General features: G+C 58.2%; 19 protein-coding genes and 2 pseudogenes. 13 read left to right on the top strand and 8 right to left on the bottom strand.

Annotation, left to right across the window (positions count from 1 at the left end; all coding sequences use genetic code 11):
- Positions 1-92 precede the first annotated feature (92 nt).
- A pseudogene (locus HWQ14_RS23525) lies at positions 93-263 on the bottom strand (hypothetical protein).
- Positions 264-394: 131 nt separating this feature from the next.
- On the opposite strand from HWQ14_RS23525, the gene HWQ14_RS17455 reads away from it, so the two are divergent.
- Positions 395-1,435 (top strand): AI-2E family transporter, encoded by a 1,041-nt coding sequence (locus HWQ14_RS17455; RefSeq protein ID WP_148418793.1) that lies wholly within the window; start codon positions 395-397, stop codon positions 1,433-1,435.
- On the opposite strand, the gene HWQ14_RS17460 is transcribed toward HWQ14_RS17455, so the two are convergent.
- On the bottom strand, positions 1,432-2,379 hold the full coding sequence (locus tag HWQ14_RS17460) for a zinc-dependent alcohol dehydrogenase family protein (RefSeq protein ID WP_176610471.1): 948 nt from the start codon (positions 2,377-2,379) through the stop codon (positions 1,432-1,434). The two genes, HWQ14_RS17455 and HWQ14_RS17460, sit on opposite strands and share 4 nt — an antisense overlap.
- A complete protein-coding gene (locus HWQ14_RS17465; RefSeq protein WP_176610472.1) occupies positions 2,372-3,406 on the bottom strand; it encodes an LLM class flavin-dependent oxidoreductase in 1,035 nt (344 codons plus the stop codon). The genes HWQ14_RS17460 and HWQ14_RS17465 overlap by 8 nt, the downstream gene beginning before the upstream one ends.
- A 206-nt stretch (positions 3,407-3,612) precedes the next feature.
- Here HWQ14_RS17465 and yajD point away from each other — a divergent pair, with 206 nt between their 5' ends.
- Positions 3,613-3,960 (top strand): HNH nuclease YajD, encoded by a 348-nt coding sequence (yajD, locus tag HWQ14_RS17470; RefSeq protein ID WP_006808895.1) that lies wholly within the window; start codon positions 3,613-3,615, stop codon positions 3,958-3,960.
- Positions 3,961-4,027: 67 nt separating this feature from the next.
- Here yajD and HWQ14_RS17475 read toward each other — a convergent pair whose 3' ends face one another.
- Entirely contained in the window at positions 4,028-4,474 is a 447-nt protein-coding gene (locus HWQ14_RS17475) for a hypothetical protein (RefSeq protein ID WP_176610473.1), read from the bottom strand.
- A 253-nt stretch (positions 4,475-4,727) separates the two neighbouring features.
- Between HWQ14_RS17475 and HWQ14_RS17480 the strand changes: the two genes are divergently transcribed.
- The 7 genes and pseudogenes from HWQ14_RS17480 (at position 4,728) to pqqF (ending at position 11,378) form a co-directional block, all read left to right on the top strand.
- The gene (locus tag HWQ14_RS17480) at positions 4,728-5,747 is read left to right on the top strand and encodes a dipeptidase (RefSeq protein ID WP_176610474.1); all 1,020 of its coding nucleotides are present in this window, start codon (positions 4,728-4,730) and stop codon (positions 5,745-5,747) included.
- 138 nt (positions 5,748-5,885) lie between these two features.
- Positions 5,886-5,957: a pyrroloquinoline quinone precursor peptide PqqA gene (gene pqqA / locus HWQ14_RS17485; RefSeq protein ID WP_002905689.1), complete on the top strand. Its 72-nt coding sequence runs from the start codon at positions 5,886-5,888 to the stop codon at positions 5,955-5,957.
- Between the two features lie 55 nt (positions 5,958-6,012).
- Positions 6,013-6,931, top strand: a pseudogene (gene pqqB / locus HWQ14_RS17490) (pyrroloquinoline quinone biosynthesis protein PqqB).
- Between the two features lie 2 nt (positions 6,932-6,933).
- The gene (gene pqqC / locus HWQ14_RS17495; RefSeq protein WP_176610475.1) at positions 6,934-7,689 is read left to right on the top strand and encodes a pyrroloquinoline-quinone synthase PqqC; all 756 of its coding nucleotides are present in this window, start codon (positions 6,934-6,936) and stop codon (positions 7,687-7,689) included.
- A 2-nt stretch (positions 7,690-7,691) separates the two neighbouring features.
- Positions 7,692-7,970 (top strand): pyrroloquinoline quinone biosynthesis peptide chaperone PqqD, encoded by a 279-nt coding sequence (gene pqqD / locus HWQ14_RS17500; RefSeq protein WP_148418805.1) that lies wholly within the window; start codon positions 7,692-7,694, stop codon positions 7,968-7,970.
- Positions 7,957-9,099 (top strand): pyrroloquinoline quinone biosynthesis protein PqqE, encoded by a 1,143-nt coding sequence (pqqE, locus tag HWQ14_RS17505; RefSeq protein ID WP_176610476.1) that lies wholly within the window; start codon positions 7,957-7,959, stop codon positions 9,097-9,099. Before pqqD ends, pqqE begins: the two co-directional genes overlap by 14 nt.
- Before the next feature lie 5 nt (positions 9,100-9,104).
- Positions 9,105-11,378, top strand: coding sequence for a pyrroloquinoline quinone biosynthesis protein PqqF (pqqF, locus tag HWQ14_RS17510; RefSeq protein ID WP_176610477.1), 2,274 nt, complete (start codon positions 9,105-9,107; stop codon positions 11,376-11,378).
- Between the two features lie 84 nt (positions 11,379-11,462).
- On the opposite strand, the gene HWQ14_RS17515 is transcribed toward pqqF, so the two are convergent.
- Entirely contained in the window at positions 11,463-13,892 is a 2,430-nt protein-coding gene (locus tag HWQ14_RS17515; RefSeq protein ID WP_176610478.1) for a membrane-bound PQQ-dependent dehydrogenase, glucose/quinate/shikimate family, read from the bottom strand.
- Between the two features lie 635 nt (positions 13,893-14,527).
- On the opposite strand from HWQ14_RS17515, the gene HWQ14_RS17520 reads away from it, so the two are divergent.
- Positions 14,528-14,728 (top strand): hypothetical protein, encoded by a 201-nt coding sequence (locus HWQ14_RS17520; RefSeq protein ID WP_148418813.1) that lies wholly within the window; start codon positions 14,528-14,530, stop codon positions 14,726-14,728.
- 40 nt (positions 14,729-14,768) lie between these two features.
- Here the strand turns inward: HWQ14_RS17520 and HWQ14_RS17525 are convergent, their stop codons facing one another.
- The gene (locus HWQ14_RS17525; RefSeq protein WP_176610479.1) at positions 14,769-15,635 is read right to left on the bottom strand and encodes an aldo/keto reductase family oxidoreductase; all 867 of its coding nucleotides are present in this window, start codon (positions 15,633-15,635) and stop codon (positions 14,769-14,771) included.
- Between the two features lie 144 nt (positions 15,636-15,779).
- On the opposite strand from HWQ14_RS17525, the gene tcp reads away from it, so the two are divergent.
- The gene (tcp, locus tag HWQ14_RS17530; protein WP_148418817.1) at positions 15,780-17,441 is read left to right on the top strand and encodes a methyl-accepting chemotaxis citrate transducer; all 1,662 of its coding nucleotides are present in this window, start codon (positions 15,780-15,782) and stop codon (positions 17,439-17,441) included.
- A gap of 36 nt (positions 17,442-17,477) precedes the next feature.
- On the opposite strand, the gene smrA is transcribed toward tcp, so the two are convergent.
- Both smrA and HWQ14_RS17540 read right to left on the bottom strand, forming a co-directional pair.
- Positions 17,478-18,041: a DNA endonuclease SmrA gene (smrA, locus tag HWQ14_RS17535; RefSeq protein ID WP_176610480.1), complete on the bottom strand. Its 564-nt coding sequence runs from the start codon at positions 18,039-18,041 to the stop codon at positions 17,478-17,480.
- Between the two features lie 348 nt (positions 18,042-18,389).
- Positions 18,390-19,298: a LysR family transcriptional regulator gene (locus HWQ14_RS17540; protein ID WP_148418821.1), complete on the bottom strand. Its 909-nt coding sequence runs from the start codon at positions 19,296-19,298 to the stop codon at positions 18,390-18,392.
- A gap of 175 nt (positions 19,299-19,473) precedes the next feature.
- Here HWQ14_RS17540 and HWQ14_RS17545 point away from each other — a divergent pair, with 175 nt between their 5' ends.
- Together HWQ14_RS17545 and HWQ14_RS17550 are read left to right on the top strand one after the other, a co-directional pair.
- The gene (locus HWQ14_RS17545; protein ID WP_176610481.1) at positions 19,474-20,784 is read left to right on the top strand and encodes a M20 family metallo-hydrolase; all 1,311 of its coding nucleotides are present in this window, start codon (positions 19,474-19,476) and stop codon (positions 20,782-20,784) included.
- Entirely contained in the window at positions 20,784-22,229 is a 1,446-nt protein-coding gene (locus HWQ14_RS17550; protein WP_176610482.1) for a M20 family metallopeptidase, read from the top strand. Before HWQ14_RS17545 ends, HWQ14_RS17550 begins: the two co-directional genes overlap by 1 nt.
- Positions 22,230-22,251: the final 22 nt, after the last annotated feature.

Consider the following 22,251-nt stretch of genomic DNA (forward strand, 5'->3'; position numbering starts at 1 on the left):
CATCGAGGCTCGCTGCGGGCAGCAAACCAAAAAAAATAGCGAATTAAATCAGATAGCTAAGCGCATAGCACCAGCTCAGGCAGAAGACGTGACTATAGCGCGGAACGCCAGTGTTGCTCACCGGAGAGAAGGCAGAGGGAGGTAGAAAACAGAGCAGAGTTGTTTGAAAAATACGTCCTGAACAAATTGTCCATAAAATTACAATTATCCGCGGTCTTGCTTCTCGTCTTTGCGGATGAAAATTGTCCTCAGTAGTTGAACACGCCTGATTTGTATCATAAGCCAGGAAATTACTCAAAGTCTTTTCACTTCTTTACCCACTCCGTTTGATTTTGGTTAGTTTATTGCAACCGCTTTACCCTCTATTATTAATAAAAACTTTTTGGGAACGTTCATGGCTAAACCCATTATTACCCTCAACGGGCTTAAGATCGTCATCATGCTGGGCATGCTGACGATCGTTTTAACCGGGGTCCGCTTCGCGGCCGATATCATCGTGCCCTTTATCCTGGCGCTGTTTATCGCGGTGATCCTCAACCCGCTGGTGCAGCGGATGGTGCGGCTGCGCATTCCTCGCGTGCTGGCGATAAGCCTGCTTATCAGCATAATTATCGTCGCGATGGTGCTGCTGGTGGCCTATCTGGGAACGTCCCTGAACGAGCTGGCGCGAACGTTGCCGAAGTATCGCTCCTCGCTGGCGATCCCGCTGCTGCAAATTGAGCCCTGGCTGCAGCGGGCAGGCATCGAAGTTTCTGTTGAGGAGCTGCTTAAGTACATCGATCCGAATGCCGCCATGACGATTGTGACCAGCCTGCTGGCGCAGCTGTCTAACGCGATGACCTCCATTTTCCTGCTGTTCCTGACGGTAGTATTTATGCTGCTGGAAGTCCCGCAACTGCCCGCAAAGCTTCAGCACCTTATGGTTCGTCCGGTTGAAGGAATGGGCGCCATTCAGCGCGCGCTCGACAGCGTCTCACGCTATCTGGTGCTGAAAACGGCCATCAGCCTGGTGACGGGGATCGTGGTCTGGGGGATGCTCGTCGCGCTGGACGTGCGTTTTGCCTTCGTCTGGGGGCTGCTGGCCTTTGCGCTTAACTACATCCCCAACATCGGCTCCGTGCTGGCGGCGATTCCCCCTATCCTTCAGACTCTGGTTTTTAGCGGATTATACGACGCGCTGATCCTGCTGGCGGGCTATCTGGTGATTAACCTCGTCTTCGGGAACATTCTTGAGCCACGAATGATGGGACGCGGGCTGGGGCTTTCCACCCTCGTTGTTTTCCTGTCCCTGATATTCTGGGGCTGGCTGCTCGGGCCTGTCGGCATGCTGCTCTCCGTTCCGTTGACCATTATCGTCAAAATTGGCCTTGAGCAGACGGCTGGTGGGCAAAGTATCGCGGTTCTGCTGAGCGATATGAGCCACAGGGCCGATTAATCCTCCATCGACAGCACGGGCTTGCCCGCTCTTCCCGCTTCGCGATAGTAACCCAGTGCCCTCTGCCATTCTGGCAGAGGGTAAAGGGCGACATCGCTGCACCGGCTGGCGCGCAGTTCAGGCCAGATACGCTGAAACTCCGCCTGCCACGCCTCTGCGCTGAGGCTGTCCAGATAGTTGCGGATATGAAACCAGGCCACGCGCGGCAACGCCCGCTGCTGCCGGAAGGTCTGCCCGGAGAGCAGCCCGTAGCAGACAAACGTCCCCCTTTCAGGCATCACGCTCAGAATCGTCTCCGCCAGGCTACCGCCCGTGGCGTCGTACACCACGTCCGCCTTGGAGGCGGCGGCGTTGACCGCCTCCCCGTCGTGCTGTGCAATCGGGACGATCCCCATCTCAGCCAGGCGCCCGGCGTGCACCGCTGAACGATGGATGCCGTAGACGGCTTCTGCACCCGCCCGGCGCGCCCACTGGCCAAGGAGGATGGCGCAGTCCGATCCGGCGGCGGTGAGCAGCACCGTTTTCCCGCTCGCAGGATAGCGGTCCAGCATCATCTGCGCGGCAAGCGGGTTGATATAGGCGCGCGCGGCAAGCAGCGAGTCGACGTCGTCCGGAACGGGAACGGCATATTCTGCCGGGCAGTCGACGTAGCGCTGCCAGGTTCCCTGCCCGCGCAGCGGCAGCACCCGCTTACCGAGCAGCGCCGCGTAAGCCGCGGGCGCTTCAGCTACCACGCCGACGCCTTCATAGCCGGCGACCGCAGGCAGCGGCGTGCGGTGGCGATACGCTCCGGTAACGGGGATGAGGTCGGAGGCGTTGACCGGAGCAAAAAGCATGCGCACCCGGAGATCTCCCGGCTTTAGCGCACAAAGCGCGGCGGATTCTGCCTGGAGTACCGATTCAGGCTCGCCAAAACGGCGATACCAGAGAGACAGGTTATGCATTGCCGTCCCGCCAGCCCATTTCAGGAGCGACGTGCTTCAGGATGGACTCAATAACGTGCGCGTTGTACTCCACGCCGAGCTGATTGGGCACCGTGAGCAACAGCGTATCCGCTTCCGCGATCGCTTCATCCTGCTTCAGCTGTTCAATCAGCCTGTCTGGCTCCGCGGCGTAGCTGCGGCCAAAGATTGCCCGCGTTTTTTCATCCAGATAGCCTACGCTGTCGCTCTCATTGCGGCCTGAACCGAAATACATCCGGTCGCGATCGTCCATCAGAGCAAAAATGCTGCGGCTGACCGAAACGCGTGGCTGTCGCGCGTGCCCCGCATCAGCCCAGGCCTGCCGGTAGGCGCGGATCTGTTTTGCCTGCTGGATGTGGAACGGCTCGCCGGTTTCATCGTCTTTCAGCGTTGAGCTTTGCAGATTCATCTCCAGCTTTGCCGCCCATACTGCTGTTGCATTTGAGCCCGCGCCCCACCAGATACGTTCACGCAGGCCGTCCGAGTGCGGCTCGAGTCGCAGCAGCCCCGGCGGATTCGGAAACATCGGCTGTGGATTCGGTTTTGCAAACCCCTCACCGCGCAGGACGTCAAGCAGTACCTCCGTGTGGCGGCGCGCCATATCGGATTCGTTTTCACCTTCCTGCGGCACATAGCCAAAATGCCGCCAGCCGTCAATGACCTGCTCCGGAGAGCCGCGGCTGATGCCAAGCTGTAGCCGTCCGCCAGAGATCAGATCGGCCGCACCGGCATCCTCCGCCATATACAGCGGATTTTCATAGCGCATGTCGATCACGCCCGTACCGATTTCGATACGCCTGGTTTTTGCGCCTATCGCAGCCAGCAGCGGGAACGGCGAGCCGAGCTGGCGGGCAAAGTGATGCACCCTGAAATACGCCCCGTCCGCCCCCAGCTCCTCGGCTGCAACCGCCAGGTCGATAGACTGCAACAGCGCGTCTGCCGCGCTTCGCGTGGCGGACTGGGAGGACGGCGTCCAGTGGCCAAACGACAAAAATCCGATCTTTTTCATAATGACGTATCCTGATGAAGCATTGCGTAATCCCTACTCTACGCATTCACGGATGAGAATAAATGGTGATTATTTAACGGAATGGTTCAAATAAACTGACTAAAAACGCCGTTTGTATCCATCCCTCCATGCGAGGATGGCATTCTCCCGTCATAACATAATGCGATATAGTGTGACGTATTCTCATGTTAACAGGTACTTCAGCAATGGCTCTTATCCCCAAAAACTACGCACGGCTGGAAAGCGGCTACCGTGAAAAAGCGCTAAAAATCTACCCATGGGTTTGCGGACGCTGCTCGCGCGAGTTTGTTTATTCGAATCTTCGTGAACTTACGGTTCACCATATCGACCACGATCACACCAACAACCCAGAAGACGGCAGTAACTGGGAACTGCTGTGTCTGTTTTGCCACGATCACGAGCACTCGAAGTACACCGAGGCGGACCAGTATGGCACCACCGTTGTCGCGGGTGAGGATGCGCAAAAAGACGTGGGCGTCGCCACGTTTAACCCCTTCGCCGATTTAAAAGCGATGATGAACAAGAAGAAATAATATCGACGGCTTCACTGCCCATACCTGCCGTATGGGCAGTCAGAAAAAGAAAGTTGATGTATTCCAGTCACAGGTTGAACAAGGAGACGGCCTTAATATCGGCTTCAGGATTCACGCGTTTTACAGTCTCTAAAAAAGCAGCGAAGTTTTGATTAAACACCGTCAGATTATTATAAAACTGTACCTGTTTTTCACCGGCTCCCTCAAGATAGCTCACAGACCAGAGCCGCCTGTTATTTACCACTATCGAGCCCGGCTTAATTTTTACGATAGCCGCCAGCTCAATTTTACGGGCATCTCCCTTTATAACCTCGTATAAATACTGCTCATCATAAAAGTAGGTTTTACCTGACGATCCGCCAAACCAGAAAGGATGGGTAGAGATTTTTTTCAATCCCCGACTGTCGGCAACGATACGCTTTGGATGCCGAATACGCCTGACGAAAAAGCGCATCAGCATAATCAGTGCCGCAAAAGACAGCACCACGAAAAGTAAGTTAATGCTCTCCCGCATATTTCGTTACCTGCCACGCATAATGCTAAGTGGCGGAGTATAGCGTAGGCCGGTAGCTCAGGGAACGTATGCGCTGCAATGGCGGATGGAATCGGAAATACTTTTGCCCCGACACGCAACGCGATGTGCCGATCTCCTTACTGTTAAGTGATATTAATAATTGCCGCCAGGTTGTAAATTTCTCCTTGCCGGACGGGACAAATCGGTTATCGTGCCGGGCAACTTTCTTAGCAACAACACAGTGGGATGCGCTATGGCGATTTTTGATGGTCACAACGACCTGTTGCTTAATCTTTGGCTTCACCATCGCCAGGATCCGGTCACGGCCTTCTTTTCGGGTATCGGGAACGGACATCTCGATTATCCGCGCATGCAGCAGGGCGGATTTTCCGGCGGGCTGTTTGCCCTCTTTGTGCCGCCGCAGGCGTATATCGCCCGCATGGCACCGCAGCACGCCAACGAGCCGTGGCAGCCGGTCGACATTCTCTGGCAGCAGCTGGCGATCCTTAAGCAGATCGTCGCGCAATCTGCTGGCCGCGCGCGACTGTGCCTGAGCGCGGCGGATATTGAACGCTGCCGTCAGGACAAGGTGCTGGCGATGGTGGCGCATATTGAGGGCGCGGGCGGTTTCGACAGTGACGGAGACGACCTGCAGGCTTTTTATGCCGCCGGCGTGCGCAGCATTGGTCCATTCTGGAATATTGCTAACCGCTTTGGCACCGGCGTAAACGGCGCCTTTCCCGGCAGCCCGGACAGCGGTCCTGGACTCACCCCGGAAGGTATCGCCTTCATCAGGCAGGCTAACGCCCTGAACATGCTGATTGACGTCTCGCATATGAATGAAAAGGCGTTCTGGGATACCGCCCGCCATTCATCGGCGCCGCTGGTCGCCACCCACTCCAACGCCCACACGCTGTGCCCGCAGCCGCGTAATTTAACCGATCGGCAGCTGCTGGCTATCCGCAACAGCGGCGGCGTGGTGGGCGTGAACTTCGGCAATGCCTTTCTGCGCGCCGACGGTAAACGCGATAGCGACACCCCGCTGAGCGCTATTGTCCGCCATATCGACTATCTTATTAACATCATGGGTGACGATTGCGTCGCGCTGGGATCGGACTTTGACGGCATTACGCTGCCTGATGAGTTAGGCGACGTGAGTGGTTTACCCCGGCTAATCAGCGCGTTGCGCGCTAGCGGCTATGATCAATTAATGCTGGATAAGCTGCTGTGGGGCAACTGGCAAAAGGTATTAAAAAATGTTTGGCAACAATAGGTTGTATTGTAAACATTAAGTTAATTCCTTACATTTTGCGGGTTGAGCTTTACCCCTCTGTAGCGCATTATTTGATGGCTATCACAAAACCGGCACAAACGATGGTGTTAGTGCCGTATTTTTATAGAGGAAAAAACGATGTGGAAGAAACCTGCTTTTATTGATTTACGTCTTGGCCTGGAAGTGACGCTGTACATTTCCAACCGCTAATCGCTCTGCCCGCCATCCGTGCGGGCATTTTCGTTTGACTACCTGGTCCATCTCCATGTTTATTAAAGTCCTCGGCTCCGCCGCCGGCGGCGGTTTCCCCCAGTGGAACTGTAACTGCGCCAACTGTCAGGGTTTACGCAACGGCACCATCCAGGCTACCCCCCCGCACCCAGTCGTCCATCATCGTCAGCGATAACGGCAAAGAGTGGGTGCTGTGTAACGCCTCCCCCGATATCGCCCAGCAGATCGCGCATACGCCGGAACTGAATAAGAAAGACGTTCTGCGCGGGACGCATATCGGCAGCATTATCCTTACCGATAGCCAGATTGACCACACCACCGGGCTGCTCAGCCTGCGCGAGGGATGCCCGCATCACGTATGGTGTACGCCGGAGGTGCATGAGGATCTTTCCAGCGGTTTTCCGATTTTTACCATGCTAAAGCACTGGAACGGCGGCCTGATTCATCATCCCATCGCCCCGCTCAGCCCGTTTAGCGTGGAAGCCTGCCCGGACCTGGAGTTTACCGCTGTCCCCATTGCCAGTAACGCGCCGCCCTATTCCCCGTGGCGCGACCGCCCGCTGCCGGGCCATAACGTGGCGCTGTTTATCAAAAACCGCCGTAACGGCCAGACGCTGTTCTACGCCCCGGGACTCGGCGAACCCGACGATGCCATCCTGCCGTGGCTAAACAAGGCGGACTGTCTGCTGATTGACGGTACCGTCTGGCAGGACGATGAGCTTCAGGCCGCCGGCGTCGGGCGCAATACCGGTCGCGACATGGGCCACCTGGCGCTCGGGGATGAACACGGCATGATGGCGCTGCTGGCCTCCCTGCCGGCCAGGCGCAAAATTCTGATTCACATTAATAACACCAACCCGATCCTTAACGAGCAATCGCCGCAGCGTCACGCCCTTGCAGAGCAGGGAATAGAGGTGAGCTGGGACGGGATGAACATTACGCTTCAGGACTAACTATGCACATTCGCGAAACGCTGTCGCCGCAAGAGTTTGAACACGCCCTGCGGGCGAAAGGCGCCTACTATCATATTCACCATCCTTACCATATCGCGATGCACAACGGCGAGGCCAGCCGCGAGCAGATCCAGGGTTGGGTGGCGAACCGCTTTTACTACCAGACTACCATTCCGCTGAAAGACGCGGCAATCATGGCAAACTGCCCCGATCCGCACACGCGTGGCAAGTGGGTGCAGCGGATCCTCGACCATGACGGCAGCAACGGCCATGACGGCGGTATCGAAGCCTGGCTTCAGCTGGGCGAAGCCGTAGGGCTCAGCCGCGACGACTTAATCAGCGAACGCCACGTGCTGCCCGGCGTCCGTTTCGCCGTTGACGCTTACGTTAACTTCGCCCGCCGCGCCTGCTGGCAGGAGGCGGCCTGCAGCTCGCTGACCGAGCTGTTTGCCCCGCAAATTCACCAGTCGCGTCTCGACAGCTGGCCGCAACACTATCCGTGGATCAAAGAGGAAGGCTATTTTTATTTCCGCAGCCGCCTCAGCCAGGCCCGCCGCGACGTTGAGCATGGTCTGGAACTGGCGAAGACCTACTGCGATAGCGCAGAGAAGCAGAATCGGATGCTGGAGATCCTGCAGTTCAAGCTCGATATCCTGTGGACGATGCTCGACGCGATGACCATGGCCTACGCGCTGAAGCGCCCTCCCTATCACACGGTCACCGACAAAGCGGCCTGGCACACAACCCGATTGGTATAAGCATGAAAAAGAACGCAATCGTCGCCTTTCGTCGTGGCTATCGCCTGCAGTGGGAAGCCGCTCAGGACAGCCATGTGATCCTCTATCCGGAAGGGATGGCTAAACTTAATGAAACCGCGGCCGCGATCCTCGAGCTGGTTGACGGCCAGCGCGATGCGGCAGCGATTATTGCCGAACTCAACGAGCGGTTCCCGGAAGCCGGCGGCGTCGATGACGACGTCGTTGAATTCCTGCAAATTGCTTACCAACAGAAGTGGATAATTTTCCGTGAGCCAGAATAAAACCGCCGTCAATCCACCGCTCTGGCTGCTGGCGGAGCTGACCTACCGCTGCCCGCTACAGTGCCCCTACTGCTCTAACCCGCTGGATTTTGCCCGGCAGGATCGGGAGCTCACCACCGAACAGTGGATCGAGGTTTTCCGCCAGGCGCGGGCAATGGGCAGCGTGCAGATGGGCTTCTCCGGCGGCGAACCGCTCACGCGTAAAGACCTGCCTGAGCTGATTCGCGCCGCCCGCGATCTGGGTTTTTATACCAACCTGATTACCTCGGGAATTGGCCTGACGGAAAGCAAGCTTGACGCGTTCAGCGAGGCCGGTCTCGATCATATCCAGATAAGCTTCCAGGCCAGCGATGAGGTGCTCAACGCCGCGCTGGCGGGGAATAAAAAAGCCTTTCAGCAGAAGCTGGCGATGGCCAAAGCGGTTAAGGCGCGCGATTACCCGATGGTGCTCAACTTCGTCCTCCACCGGCATAACATCGATCAGATCGATAAAATCATCGAGCTGTGCATCGAACTGGACGCCGACGACGTTGAGCTTGCCACCTGCCAGTTCTACGGCTGGGCGTTCCTTAATCGCCAGGGTCTCCTGCCGACGCGGGAACAGATTGCCCGCGCTGAACGTGTGGTTGCCGAATACCGACAGAAAATGGCTGCCGCGGGCAATCTGACCAACCTGCTGTTCGTCACGCCCGATTATTATGAGGAACGGCCGAAAGGCTGCATGGGCGGCTGGGGCTCGGTTTTCCTCAGCGTCACCCCGGAAGGGACGGCGCTGCCCTGCCACAGCGCGCGCCAGCTGCCGGTGGAGTTCCCCTCGGTGCTTGAGCAGAGCCTGGAATCCATCTGGTATGACTCCTTCGGCTTTAACCGCTATCGCGGCTTTGACTGGATGCCGGAGCCGTGTCGTTCCTGCGATGAAAAGGAGAAGGACTTCGGCGGCTGCCGCTGCCAGGCCTTTATGCTTACCGGCAGCGCGGACAACGCCGATCCGGTGTGCAGCAAATCGCCGCATCACCATAAAATCCTCGAGGCGCGGCGCGAAGCGGCCTGTAGCGACATGAAAATCGGCCAGCTACAGTTCCGCAACCGTACCCGCTCCCAGCTCATCTACAAAACCCGGGAACTCTGAGGTCCATGGATACCCGCATCGTCGAGCTGGCAGGCGGCATCCGGGCGACGCTGGTTCATCAACCGCAGGCGACGCGCGCGGCGGCGCTGGCGCGAGTGAGCGCCGGAAGCCATCACGAGCCACAGCGCTTCGCCGGGCTGGCGCATTTACTTGAGCACCTGCTGTTCCGCGGCGGTCAGGGCTATCAGGACGACGAGCGGCTAATGGCCTGGGTCCAGCGCCAGGGCGGCAGCGTTAATGCCACCACGCTGGCACGCCACTGCGCCTTTTTCTTCGACGTTGCCGCCGATAGCCTGTCCGACGGCGTCGCGCGGCTGCGCGATATGCTGCAGTCGCCGCTGCTTTCTCTCCATGACGTTCAGCGTGAAGTCGCGGTCATTGATGCGGAAAACCGGCTCATCCAGCAACACGATGGCGCAAGGCGTGAAGCCGCGGCGCGCCACGCGATGGATGCACCGGCGGCGTTTCGCCGCTTTCAGGTGGGCAGCCAGGACTCCCTGGGCCATGATGCGAAAGCGCTTCAGGCCGCCCTGCGCGACTTTCACCGCCGCTACTATGGGGCCGGGCGGCTGCAGCTGTGGCTACAGGGGCCGCAGGCGCTGGATGATTTAGCCGGGCTTGCCCATACCTTTGCGGCAGGTTTTGCTTCAGGTGAAGCGCCTGAAGCCGCGCCGCCGCTGCGCCTTAGCGCCCCAGCGGAGTATGAGCTGGCGGTGGCGGAGCGCCCCGCCCTGTGGCGCTGCCCGGCGATCCGGTTAAATGACAACGTCGCTCTGTTTCGGGAATTTTTACTCGACGACGCCCCCGGCAGCCTGATAGCCGGACTACGGGCGCGCGGGCTGGCCGAGGACGTAGGGTTAGACTGGCTTTATCAGGATGACGAGTGCGTCTGGCTGGCGATTACGCTTGGCGGCGAGCAGCATGAAGCCATAAACGAGCAGGTTACGCACTGGCTGCGGGCGCTACAGCAAACGACGGCGGAGCAGCAGCGGCACTACTACCGGCTGGCGCAGCAGCGTTTTAGCGCCCTGTCGGCGCTGGAGCAGCTGCGCCAGCGGGCGTTTGGCTTTGCGCCCGGCGCGTCGCCCGCCGGTTTTTCCGCCTTCTGTGCCGATCTGCTGGCGGCGCCAGCCTCTTATCTGGCCTGCAAAAAAATGGACGTCGATGAAGCTATCGTCAGCCAGGGTTTTGCCCTGCCGCTTCGCCGCTGGCGGCGTCAGCGGGCTTCGGATAAGCCCATCGCGTTTACGTTTTACCCGCAGAAAGCGTCAGGCTCGGCGCCACCGCTGCCCGCCGAAGCCGTTCCGCTGCTGCATGTGTCCCCGCAGACGCAGCCGCCAGCGCTTGTCCTGCGCAGGCCTTTTTATTCTCGCGTTGGCTGGTCTGAAGGGGTGGCGATCGGCAGTCAGTTACGCCCTCACCTTTCCGGGCTACGCCATGTCGGCGGCAGCGGCGAGTGGCAAACGGTCGACGGCAGCTGGCAGCTTACCCTGCGGCTGCCTGACTCCCTCGCTGTGGCGGAACGCATCATCAGAAAAATAGCAGAGTGCCTCTCGCGTCCCGCACCGGCTATTACGCCAGCGGCGGAAGGCATTGCGATCCGTCAGCTCCTTCAGCAGCTACCTGAACGCCTGGCCCCGGCTTCGCCACCGGAAGGCTGGCTGGCGGCGTTAGCCGGCGGCAGCGCCGGGGACGCACGCCGGGCAGGCCGGCTGCTTGCCCTGCTTGACGCGCCGGTTAACGCTGACGGCACGCCGCCTGGCGGTTTTCCGCGCGGGATCGAACGAATCCCGCATGCCAGCGCGGATTCGGCGCTGCTGGTGTTTATCCCCCTGCCGCCGGGCGCGTCGCTCGCCGCGCTGCGGCTGCTGGCGCTGTGGTGCGAGCCGCAGTTTTTCCAGCGCCTGCGCGTGGAGGAGCAGATTGGCTACGTGGTCAGCTGTCGCTATCAGCGCGTTGCCGACCGGGACGGCCTGCTGCTGGCGTTACAGTCGCCTGACCGCTCGCCCCTGAATCTGCTGGGCTGCTGTAAACGCTTTTTGCGTGAGCTGACGCAGTGTGATGAGGCGACGTTCGGCGCATTGCGCCAGAAGCTGGCGGCGGAGACCCGGTCGGCGGGGGATGCCAGCGCCAAGGCACTGGCTGCCCTGCGCCAGCGCTATGGTTTACCGGTACTGACCCCGCAGGCCATTGACGCTCTGCAACACGACGAGGCGATCGCGCTGGGCCGCGAGATGGCCCGCCGTCGCCGCAGCTGGCGGGTGCTTTTCACTGGCTGACCTGAACCGTTCCCTTCTTCATCTTCATGGTGCTTACGCCAAAAAAAAGCCCCGTACTGAGACGGGGCCTGGCTGCTTTCGCGGTTAGTTATCCAGCGCGTAGGCAATCACGTAGTCTCCACGATCCGGCGACTGGCGCGCGCCGCCGGCGGAAATCAGGATGTACTGCTTGCCGGTTTTCGGTGAAACATAGCTGATAGGGCCGCCCTGGCTACCCACAGGCAGTCGCGCTTTCCACACTTCTTCACCCGTAGACGAATCGAACGCGCGCAGGTAGTAATCCTGGGTTCCGGCAATGAACACCAGACCGCCCTGCGTGGCCAGCGTACCGCCCAGCGTCGGCATACCGACGGGCATCGGCATACGCATTTTAATCCCAAACGGCCCGGTATCCTGGACGGTACCGACCGGCACCTGCCAGACGATTTTCTGCGTTTTCAGATCGATGGCGGACAGGGAGCCAAACGGTGGTTTCTGGCACGGAATGCCCAGCGGTGACATGAAACGGTTTTTGTTAACCGAGTACGGCGTCCCCTTCATAGGAACGGCGCCCATCCCGGCGTTCACGGCTTCACCGCCTGTGTTGGCCACCGCGCTTTGCGGATCCTGCTTAATCAGCTGAACCCACAGGCCCAGGCGCATGTCGTTGACGAAGATATACTGGTTGTTCGGATCCGTGGACAGACTGCCCCAGTTCATCCCACCCAGAGAGCCCGGGAAGCTAAGGGAAACATCGGTTCCCGGCATCGTGTACAGGCCGTCATAACGCATTGATTTGAAGCTGATACGACAGGCCAGCTGGTCGAACGGCGTTGCCCCCCACATATCAGATTCCTTCAGGGTCTCCGCGCCAATCTGCGGCATACCCACGGAGCGTGGCTGCGTTGCCGGATACTGTTCGCGCGGAATATCGGCCGGTTTTACCGGAACCTCTTTCACTTCCGTAAGCGGTTTACCCGTCAGGCGATCGAGGACGTAAATTTGCCCCGCTTTGGTACCCACCACCACCGCCGGCTTGTTGCCCTCTTTGGTCGGGAAATCAACCAGGCTCGGCTGCATCGGAATATCGAAATCCCAGAGGTCGTTATGCACGGTCTGGTATACCCACTTCTCTTTCCCGGTAGTCGCATCCAGCGCCAGGATTGAGGTGGCGTATTTGTGATCTTCCGGAATACGGTCAGCGCCCCACAGGTCGACGGAGGAACTTCCCATCGGAATAAACACGGTATTCATCGACGCATCCCAGGACATAGGGGCCCAGGAGTTGGCGGAGCTACGTTTGTAGTGTTCGCCCGGCTTCAGAACGTAGTTCGGATCCGGGTTACGCGGATCGAACGCCCAGCGCAGCTGGCCCGTGATCACGTCATAACCGCGCACCACCCCGCCCGGCATATCGGTGCTAACGTTATCCGCAACGCGTCCGCCAACCACAATAGTGGTCCCGGCCAGGGTTGGGGCCGACGTTAATACATAGGTTGGATCTGACGCGTCGCCCATCCCTTCATGCAGGTTGACGCTGCCGTTAGTGCCGAAATCAGGGCAGAACTTCCCATTGTCGGCGTCTAAGGCCATCAGCTTACCGTCAATGGTATTCATCAGGATGCGACGCTGGCACGCTGCGCCCGGCGCGACCTGCGCCGGAAGAACCGGCGTGGAGCCAGCCACGGTCGGCTGCGCCAGCGGTTTAGTGGCATCAAAGTACGCCAAGCCACGGCAGCGCATCCAGATTGCAGACTTAGCGTTGATTTCCGCTTTCCAGATCTCTTTGCCGCTATCGGCATCCACGGCAATCACGTTGTTATGCGGCGTACACAGGAAAACGCGGTCGCCTACCTGCAGCGGCGTCTGCTGATCTTCTGCGCCATTGCCGTCCGGGCTTTCCGGAACGTCGCCGGTGTGGTACGTCCAGACCGGCTTCAGGTTTTTCACGTTGTCGCGGGTTATCTGGTCCAGCGCGACAAAGCGGCTGCCGCCGGCAGTGTAGCCGTAGTGATCCCAGTTTTGCTGTTTCGCATCTTCTTTGACCGGCACCAGCGGGCGTTTTTCGCCGCTAAAGGCCACGGTCGGATGGGGTTGAAACATCTGAACAAAAGTGACGCCCATGGCGATGATAATAACCGCGCAGACTCCCCACGCCCCTTTTGCACAGGAAGATTTACCTTCACGTTTACGCAAGGCAGGCCAGGTTGCTGCAGCCAGCAGCATCAGCCCGGCGGGCAACATTAAGCGGGAAACCAGCGGCCAGAAGTCTGTGCCAGCATCGGAAAATGCCCAGATCAGGGTGCCAAGAAACACCAGGGCGAACAGCAGCACGGCGGAGGACTTCCGGCGGAAAAACTGAATTGCCGAGAGCAGGATGAAAATACCGGCAATGAGAAAGTACCAGCTGCCCCCAAGGGTAACGAGCTTAAAGCCGCCGACGGCAAAAAACAGCCCCGTCACAAGAAGTATCACACCGACCAGCAGGCACCACAGCCCCAGCCAGCCGGATGTGCGGGGATTATTGTCTGACATAAAAATGAATCTCCTGATTTCTTTATAAAACAAGGCTAAATTGACAGCTACGATGCTTTAGCCCTGCACAACACAAATTGTTCGTATGCGAAGCATAAATTAAAAATAGCGCGCAGACAAAATGTATTACGTCGAAAGAAAAGAAAACCAGCGAAATAGCAGGGGCTTATCGGGGTGAAATAATTGAATATTGCTAAATAACTCCCCTGCTCTGGAATATTTGACCGGCCAACAGTTGCTTATTCGAAGAATATCAGGGATCCACGGCGGAGCGGGCATCATCACATCAGATTTTTACACCCTGGCGCTCAGCCAGCAGATTTAATTCGATAATACCCTTACCCCGGCACGGGAATAGAGATGAAATAAGTTTCAGTAAGAAATTATTAATCATTTTATAGAATGCAGCGCGCTGCAAATTCGCTCATTATCAAAACGGAAAATATTATTTTATGCATAAAAGCGAATTCACGGCGTCGACAACAGAAACACTATCTGAACACTTACTTAAGACTTAATACGTAAAAACCATAAAAACAACATCACTGCACGCTCACTATGCGTTGACTTTCAAACAAGACTAGCGCATATTTTACAGCACAAATTAACAAGACAATTTCTGGAGAACGTTTTCTATGCCAGCCCGTGATTATCCCGATAAGCGCGTAGCTCGCGGTTTAGCAAAGGAGGCAGAGCTGAGGATGTTAAGCGCCCGTATCGATCCGGCGCTGATGGAGTACATCCGCATTACGGCGTATGAAACACGTAAAAGTAAGCAGGAGATCGTGGCGGAAGCGTTAGCGCTTCACCGTCAGAAAAGCCAGATGGGCTCATAAAAAAGCCCGGAAGGATGCCGGGCTTTAGTTGATGCCGGGACTAATCCACCAGCGTATTTAACGTCTCCAGCGCCTCAGGCGGAAGCACCAGTTCCGCTGCCGCCAGGTTTTGCCGCAGATGCGCCAGCGACGAGGTACCTGGGATCAGCAGGATATTTGGCGAACGTTGCAGCAGCCACGCCAGCGCCACCTGCATCGGCGTTGCATCGAGTGAATCCGCCACCGCCTGTAGCCCGGAAGACTGCAGCGGGGTAAAGCCTCCCAATGGGAAGAACGGCACCCATGCAATCCCCTGCTGCGCCAGCGAATCGACTAACGCGTCGTCGCCGCGATGCACAACGTTGTACATGTTTTGTACGCACACCACGGAAACCATCTTTTGCGCTTCGGCAACCTGCGAAGCGGTGACGTTACTTAACCCGATATGACGAACCAGCCCCTGCTGCTGCAGCTCCGCGAGGGTGCTCAGCGGCGCGGCGATTGATCCCTCCGCCGGCCCGTGGGCGCTGAACATGATCCGCAGGTTAACCACGTCCAGCACGTCCAGCTTCAGGTTTCGCAGGTTGTCATGCACCGCCTGCGTCAGCTCCTTGGCGGAAAACGCCGGTAGCCAGGAGGCGTCATCCCCGCGCCGGGCTCCAATCTTGGTCACGATAGTGAGGTCATCCCGATACGGGTGAAGCGCCTCGCAGATGAGCTGGTTGGTCACATGTGGACCGTAAAAGTCGCTGGTATCAATGTGATTTACCCCCGACTCCACCGCCTCACGCAGCACCGCCAGCGCCGCCTGTTTGTCTTTTGGCGGACCAAATACGCCAGGCCCGGCAAGCTGCATTGCGCCATAGCCAAATCGTTTAACCGTACGCGTTCCGAGCGTGAACGTTCCGCTTTTATCAATGCTGCTCATGCTGACCTTCCTCGTGAAAATGATCCGGATTTACAACAGGTTCCGCAACGAAACCATTAGTTAAGCAATAGTATAATTAAAGTTTAAATTCGCTACGACGATAGTATTGATGTAACCCTGCACCTTCTCTTACGGACGACCGCTATGCTGAAAAATCTGCACGTGATTACCGGTATTATCTTTGCACTCACCATATTCTGTCTGATGCAAGTTGTCACGGGAGGGTTGTTCTACTCTGCCGTGAATAACGATCGACATAACTTCCAGAACTCCGGGGTGCTCAATGCCCAACAGGAGAGCCTGAGCGACAGCGTAAACACGCTGGTTAAAACGCGCGTCACCGTTACCCGGGTGGCGATCCGCTACCTGAAAAACCAGCGCGATCCCGCGTCCCTTGCGGCAATTAATACCTTGCTCGGCACCGCGAACGCCTCGCTGACCAGGGCCGAAACCTATTATAAAAACTGGCAGGACATACCGCAGGTTAACGGCCAGAATGCCGCGCTCACCGCAGAGATGCAGAAAGCGTGGAATCACATGCACGAGGTGATGCGCCTGTCGATTGAGTATCTGCGCGCCGATAACTATCAGGCCTATGGCGACCTGGATGCCCAGCAGGCGCAGGACGATATGGAAGCGGTGTACGCCCGCTGGCGCGCCGAAAACAACGTCCTGCTGAAAGCCGCCGCTGAAGAGAACCAGAGCAGCTTCACCCAGATGCAGTGGACGCTGGCGACGATCTTCCTGACCGTCATCGCCGTGCTGGTGGTGATCTGGCAGGGTTTGCAGCACCTGCTGGTAAAACCGCTTAAGACCATCATGAACCATATTCGCACCATCGCGAGCGGCGATCTGACGCAAAACGTCGATATTTCCGGACGCAACGAAATGGGCCAGCTGGCCGCCGGTCTGCACGAGATGCAGCGGTCGCTGGCGCGCACCGTCAGCGCCGTGCGCGGCAGCACGGACTCCATCTACACGGGCGCAGGCGAAATAGCCGCCGGGAGTAACGACCTGTCTGCACGAACCGAACAGCAGGCCGCCTCGCTGGAAGAGACCGCCGCCAGCATGGAAGAGCTGACAGCCACGGTCAGGCAGAACTCCGACAACGCCCGTCAGGCCACGCTGCTGGCGAAGAACGCCTCCGAAACGGCCGCGCGCGGCGGCCAGGTGGTGGATAACGTGGTGCGCACCATGAACGATATTGCCGACAGTTCGCGGCAAATCGCGCATATTACCGGCGTGATCGACAGCATTGCCTTCCAGACCAACATTCTGGCGCTCAACGCGGCGGTTGAGGCCGCTCGTGCGGGAGAACAGGGCCGCGGCTTTGCGGTCGTGGCAGGCGAAGTGCGCACGCTGGCCAGCCGCAGCGCGCAGGCGGCAAAAGAGATCAAGGGGCTTATCGAGAACTCCGTCAGCCGGGTAAATACGGGCTCTGAACAGGTGAGCGAGGCGGGTGCGACCATGCAGGAGATCGTCGCCGCCGTAACCCGCGTCACCGATATTATGGGTGAAATCTCGTCGGCGTCTGACGAGCAGAGCCGGGGTATTGAGCAGGTCAGCCTGGCGGTCTCGCAGATGGACAGCGTAACGCAGCAAAACGCCGCGCTGGTACAGGAGTCGGCAACCGCGGCAGCGGCGCTGGAGGATCAGTCTGAACAGCTGCGCCAGGCGGTGGCGGCATTCAGGCTGAACGCCCAGGAAGCCACTGCATCTCGCCCTAAAAACGTTAAAACGCCCGTTCTGCTGCGCCCGTCAACGGCAGGGGCGAACGCGTCAGACGCTAACTGGGAAACCTTCTGAGTCACGGGCGGGCGGGCATATCGCTCGCCTGCCCGATCAGCGGCTGCGCTTGGCGTGGCGCTCCCAGTTCTCCCGCTTCGCGTCATCTGACTTACGCAGCGAGACGTAGCATGCTCCACTGCCGCCGTGGTGCGGCTGCGCTTCGCAAAATGCCTGCACCTCGTCAAACTCGGTCAGCCAGCGCGCAAGATAGCTGCGCACCACGTTCGGGTGAGACTTCTGCTCTCGCCCTTTACCATGCACGACGATCAGATTGCGTAAACCGTCGCGTCCGGCCTGGCGAATAAAGGAATACACCATCTGGCGGCACTGCTCCACAGGCTGGCGCAGCAGCGTTAAGCTGGCCTGGCGGGAATATTTGCCGGAACGCAATTTTTCAAAGACTCCCTGCTGCACCCCTTCACGCTGGAACATCAGCGGTTCTTCAAGCGGCAGCAGTTCCAGAAATCCCAGCGTCAGAAAATTGTCGAGCTGCTCAGTATCGATCTCCTGACGCGCCCGCGCGTTGCGGCTCTGCTGCCAGTGAATATCCGCGCAGCGTTTGAGCGGCTGGACATCCTCCATGGCGTCAAGAAAAAGTGATTTGTCGTCAGGGTTCATGGAAATCCTCCGGCTGCATCTGAGCCTGTACTATACCTGCGCCCGATACGGGTCTCAACAACCCCGGGTAAGGGCAAATATTTACCCGATGAATATATATAAATATAACCCGAAAAATATTTAATCGAAACTTAACGTAAATTTTAGCCTTAATGAATAAAATAATTTACGTTAAAAATTCGTGAAACCAGTCACCCAATGCCCTTCTCTTTTAAACAAAACCTGTTATAACTAATTAAACCTGCCAAAGGAATAATACATGTAGGATCCCCGAAAGGATGCACGGCCGTATGTACTGTAGGGTCTGTCTGATGTCGGGCAGACTCTATTTTTTTATTGTCGATATTATCAGCAAATAATATTTCTGGCTTCCCTTCTGAATAGCGTTATTAACGATTCGGCAAGCGGGGTCTGGCGCGAATCTCGTCGCTGAATTAAATAATATGCCGCTTTGGGAAGGGATTCGGCAACCGGCAGCATCACCAGACGGTGCGCCAGCAGCGGGTCACAGCCCAGCTCCTGCGGCAAAATGCTGATAAAGTCACTTTGCGCCACCAGGCTAATACAGGAAGAAAAGGTCTCACAGACTACGCCAATTCGCGGTATTTGCGCGCGGTGGGTAAAGGTATCCTGCAGCTGCTTATAATAACTTCCGCGAGGGGTTGGCATTGTCCAGCTATATTGCAGAAGTTCATTAATGGAGGTTGCTCCCGTCGCCGGATGCCCTTCCCGACAAAAAACGGCAAACGGTTTTTCAAACAGCTTTTCAAACGTAAATTCGTGATCGTACGGCCCCTGATAATAGGTGTTGATGGTAAAATCCAGTTCACCCTGGCGTAACTCATTTATCATCGATACCAGCTGGCCTTCCATAATTCGCACGTTGACCTGAGGATGCCGCGCGTGAAAGCGCGTAATCACTCTCGGCATCAGGCTGCGTGAAATGCTTGCCCCCATGCCTATGCTGATCTGCCCCGCAAGCTCGCCCTGACGCTGACGTATGTCATCCTGCGCGGCGCGCAGCTCTTCAAGAATCAAACTGGCGCGGTGGTAAAACCCTTCCCCGCACTCGGTCAGGGCGACGCCTTTGCTCCGGCGCACAAACAGCTGCGCCGCCATCCCCTCCTCCAGCTCTTTGATGGATTTGGTCAGCGCGGGCTGCGAGAGGTTAAGCGTCCTGCTGGCGCCGCGAATGCTGCCCTGGCGCGCCACTTCAACAAACGCCCTGATTTGATGAAATTTAATCTGAAATGACATATCGCGACCGATAACCGTTGTTTATCAGAGTAAAGAAACTGTCATCTACTTTAATGGAAAGGGATGTGCGAGGGTAATTCCTGAACGGTTAAAACTGTGAAAAATCGGTTAGTGATAAGTAAAAACTATCACAGCGTGAAGCAGTTCACATATTTTAATGATGACAGGAACAGATATGGACACACTGGCGCAGTACATCCAGACGTTAACCCCGCAGTTGAGCGCGTGGCGTCGCGATTTTCACCATTTTGCGGAATCCGGCTGGGTAGAGTTTCGTACCGCGGCGAAAGTTGCGGAAATCCTCAACTCGCTGGGTTACGAACTGGCGATGGGCCGCGACGTGGTGGACGCCGAAAGCCGAATGGGGTTGCCCGACGATGCCACCCTTTCGCGAGAGTTTGACCGGGCCCGCGCGCAGGGCGCGCCCGAGAAATGGCTCGCCCCGTTCGAGGGGGGATTCACCGGCATCGTCGCTACCCTGAATACCGGCCGTCCCGGCCCGACCCTGGCCTTTCGCGTGGACATGGACGCGCTTGATCTGAGCGAGGCGCTTGACGATAGTCATCGCCCGTTCCGCGAGGGTTTTGCCTCCTGCAACCCCGGCATGATGCACGCCTGCGGCCACGACGGGCACACCACCATCGGCCTGGGTCTGGCGCGGGTGCTTAAGCAGAATGAAGCGCGGCTCAACGGCACCGTCAGGCTGATCTTCCAGCCCGCCGAAGAGGGCACGCGCGGCGCGCGCGCCATGGTAGCCGCAGGCGCGCTGGACGGCGTGGACTATTTTACCGCCATCCACATAGGGACCGGCGTGCCTGCCGGAACGGCGATCTGCGGCAGCGATAACTTTATGGCGACCACCAAATTTGACGCGCGCTTTACCGGCGTCGCCGCACACGCGGGCGGTAAGCCGGAGGATGGCCGTAACGCCCTGCTCGCGGCGGCCCAGGCCGCTATCGCGCTGCACGGCATTGCGCCCCACAGCGAAGGCGCGTCCCGCGTCAACGTGGGGGTGATGCAGGCGGGCAGCGGACGCAACGTGGTGCCCGCCAGCGCGCTGCTTAAGGTTGAAACCCGCGGCGAAAGCGACGCAATTAACCAGTACGTCTTTGACCGCGCGCAGGCGGTAATTCACGGCGCAGCGGCGCTTTACGGCGTATCGGCTGAGATAAGCCTGATGGGGGCGGCGACCTCCAGCGCCCCCTCTCCGGCCTGGGTCGACTACCTTCGCGAACAGGCAGGCCAGGTTTCCGGCATTGCTCGCGCCATTGACAGGGTCAACGCGCCTGCCGGATCCGAAGATGCGACGCTGATGATGGCCCGCGTGCAGCAGAACGGCGGAATGGCCTCCTACATGGTGTTCGGCACCGGGCTGAGCGCCGGACATCACAACGAAAAATTCGATTTCGATGAGCAGGTGATGAACGTTGCCATCGAAACGCTGGCGCGAGCTGCGCTTAATTTCCCGTGGACGCGAGGTGTGTAATGCAGGAGAACTACGCTTTTATCGCTGATGCCATCGACACGCGATGTCGGACGTTTACCGATATTGCCGACGACATCTGGGATCATCCCGAAACGCGTTTTGAAGAGTTCTGGTCAGCCGAACGGCTTGCCGGCGCGCTGGAGGCCGAGGGCTTTACCCTGACGCGGGAAGCCGGCGGCATTCCCAACGCCTTTATTGCCAGCTACGGCAGCGGCAGGCCCGTTGTTGCCCTGCTGGGCGAGTACGACGCGCTGGCAGGATTAAGCCAGCAGGCACATTGCGCGACGGCGCAATCCGCCACGCCGGGGGCGAACGGCCACGGCTGCGGGCATAACCTGTTAGGTACCGCTGCCGTCGCCGCCGCGGTGGCGGTGAAAAGCTGGCTGGAGCAGCACGGCGGCGGCGGAACGGTGCGTTTTTACGGCTGCCCGGGCGAGGAAGGCGGCTCAGGTAAAACCTTCATGGTGCGTGAAGGGTTATTTGACGATGTGGACGCCGCCGTCACCTGGCACCCGGAAGCCTTCGCCGGGATGTTTAACGTCAGCACGCTGGCCAATATTCAGGCCGCCTGGCGGTTTAAGGGGATCGCGGCCCATGCGGCAAACTCTCCGCATCTGGGACGCAGCGCGCTGGACGCCGTGACGCTGATGACCACCGGCACCAACTTCCTCAACGAACACATCATTGAGAAAGCGCGCGTCCATTACGCCATTACCGATACCGGCGGGATTTCGCCCAACGTGGTGCAGGCGCAGGCGGAGGTGCTGTACCTCATCCGCGCCCCGGAGATGGCCGATGCGCAGCAGATTTACGAACGCATCGAGAAAATCGCCCAGGGGGCGGCGGCGATGACCGAAACCACCGTCGAATGTCGTTTCGATAAAGCCTGCTCAAGCTATCTGCCAAACCGCACGCTCGAGGCGGCGATGTACCGCGCGTTGCAGCATTACGGCACGCCGGCATGGACGGAAGAGGAGCGGGACTTCGCCCGTGAAATTCGGGCTACGCTGACCTCGAACGACCTGCAAAACAGCCTGAAAAATATTGCCGCCACCGGTGGGGAGTTGGGTAAAGCCTTTGCACGCCGTCACCAGGAGACGCTGCTGGTGGATGAAGTCGCCCCCTACGCCATCACCGACAACGTGCTGGCAGGGTCAACCGACGTGGGCGACGTCAGCTGGAAAATGCCTGTCGCCCAGTGCTTCAGCCCCTGCTTTACCGTTGGCACGCCGCTGCATACCTGGCAACTCGTGGCGCAGGGGCGTACCTCCATTGCCCATAAAGGCATGCTGCTGGCCGGAAAAGTGATGGGGGCCACGGCGCTCAACCTGCTACAGGATGCCGACCTGCTGAATAAATGCCGTGAAGAGTTCGAACAACAAACACAAGAAAAACCGTACGCGTGTCCGATCCCACCGGGCGTGACGCCGTCACCTTTAAAATAAAAAAACACAACACAACAACACA

This window comes from Enterobacter cloacae (assembly GCF_013375935.1).
GTDB classification, from domain to species: Bacteria; Pseudomonadota; Gammaproteobacteria; order Enterobacterales; family Enterobacteriaceae; genus Enterobacter; species Enterobacter pasteurii.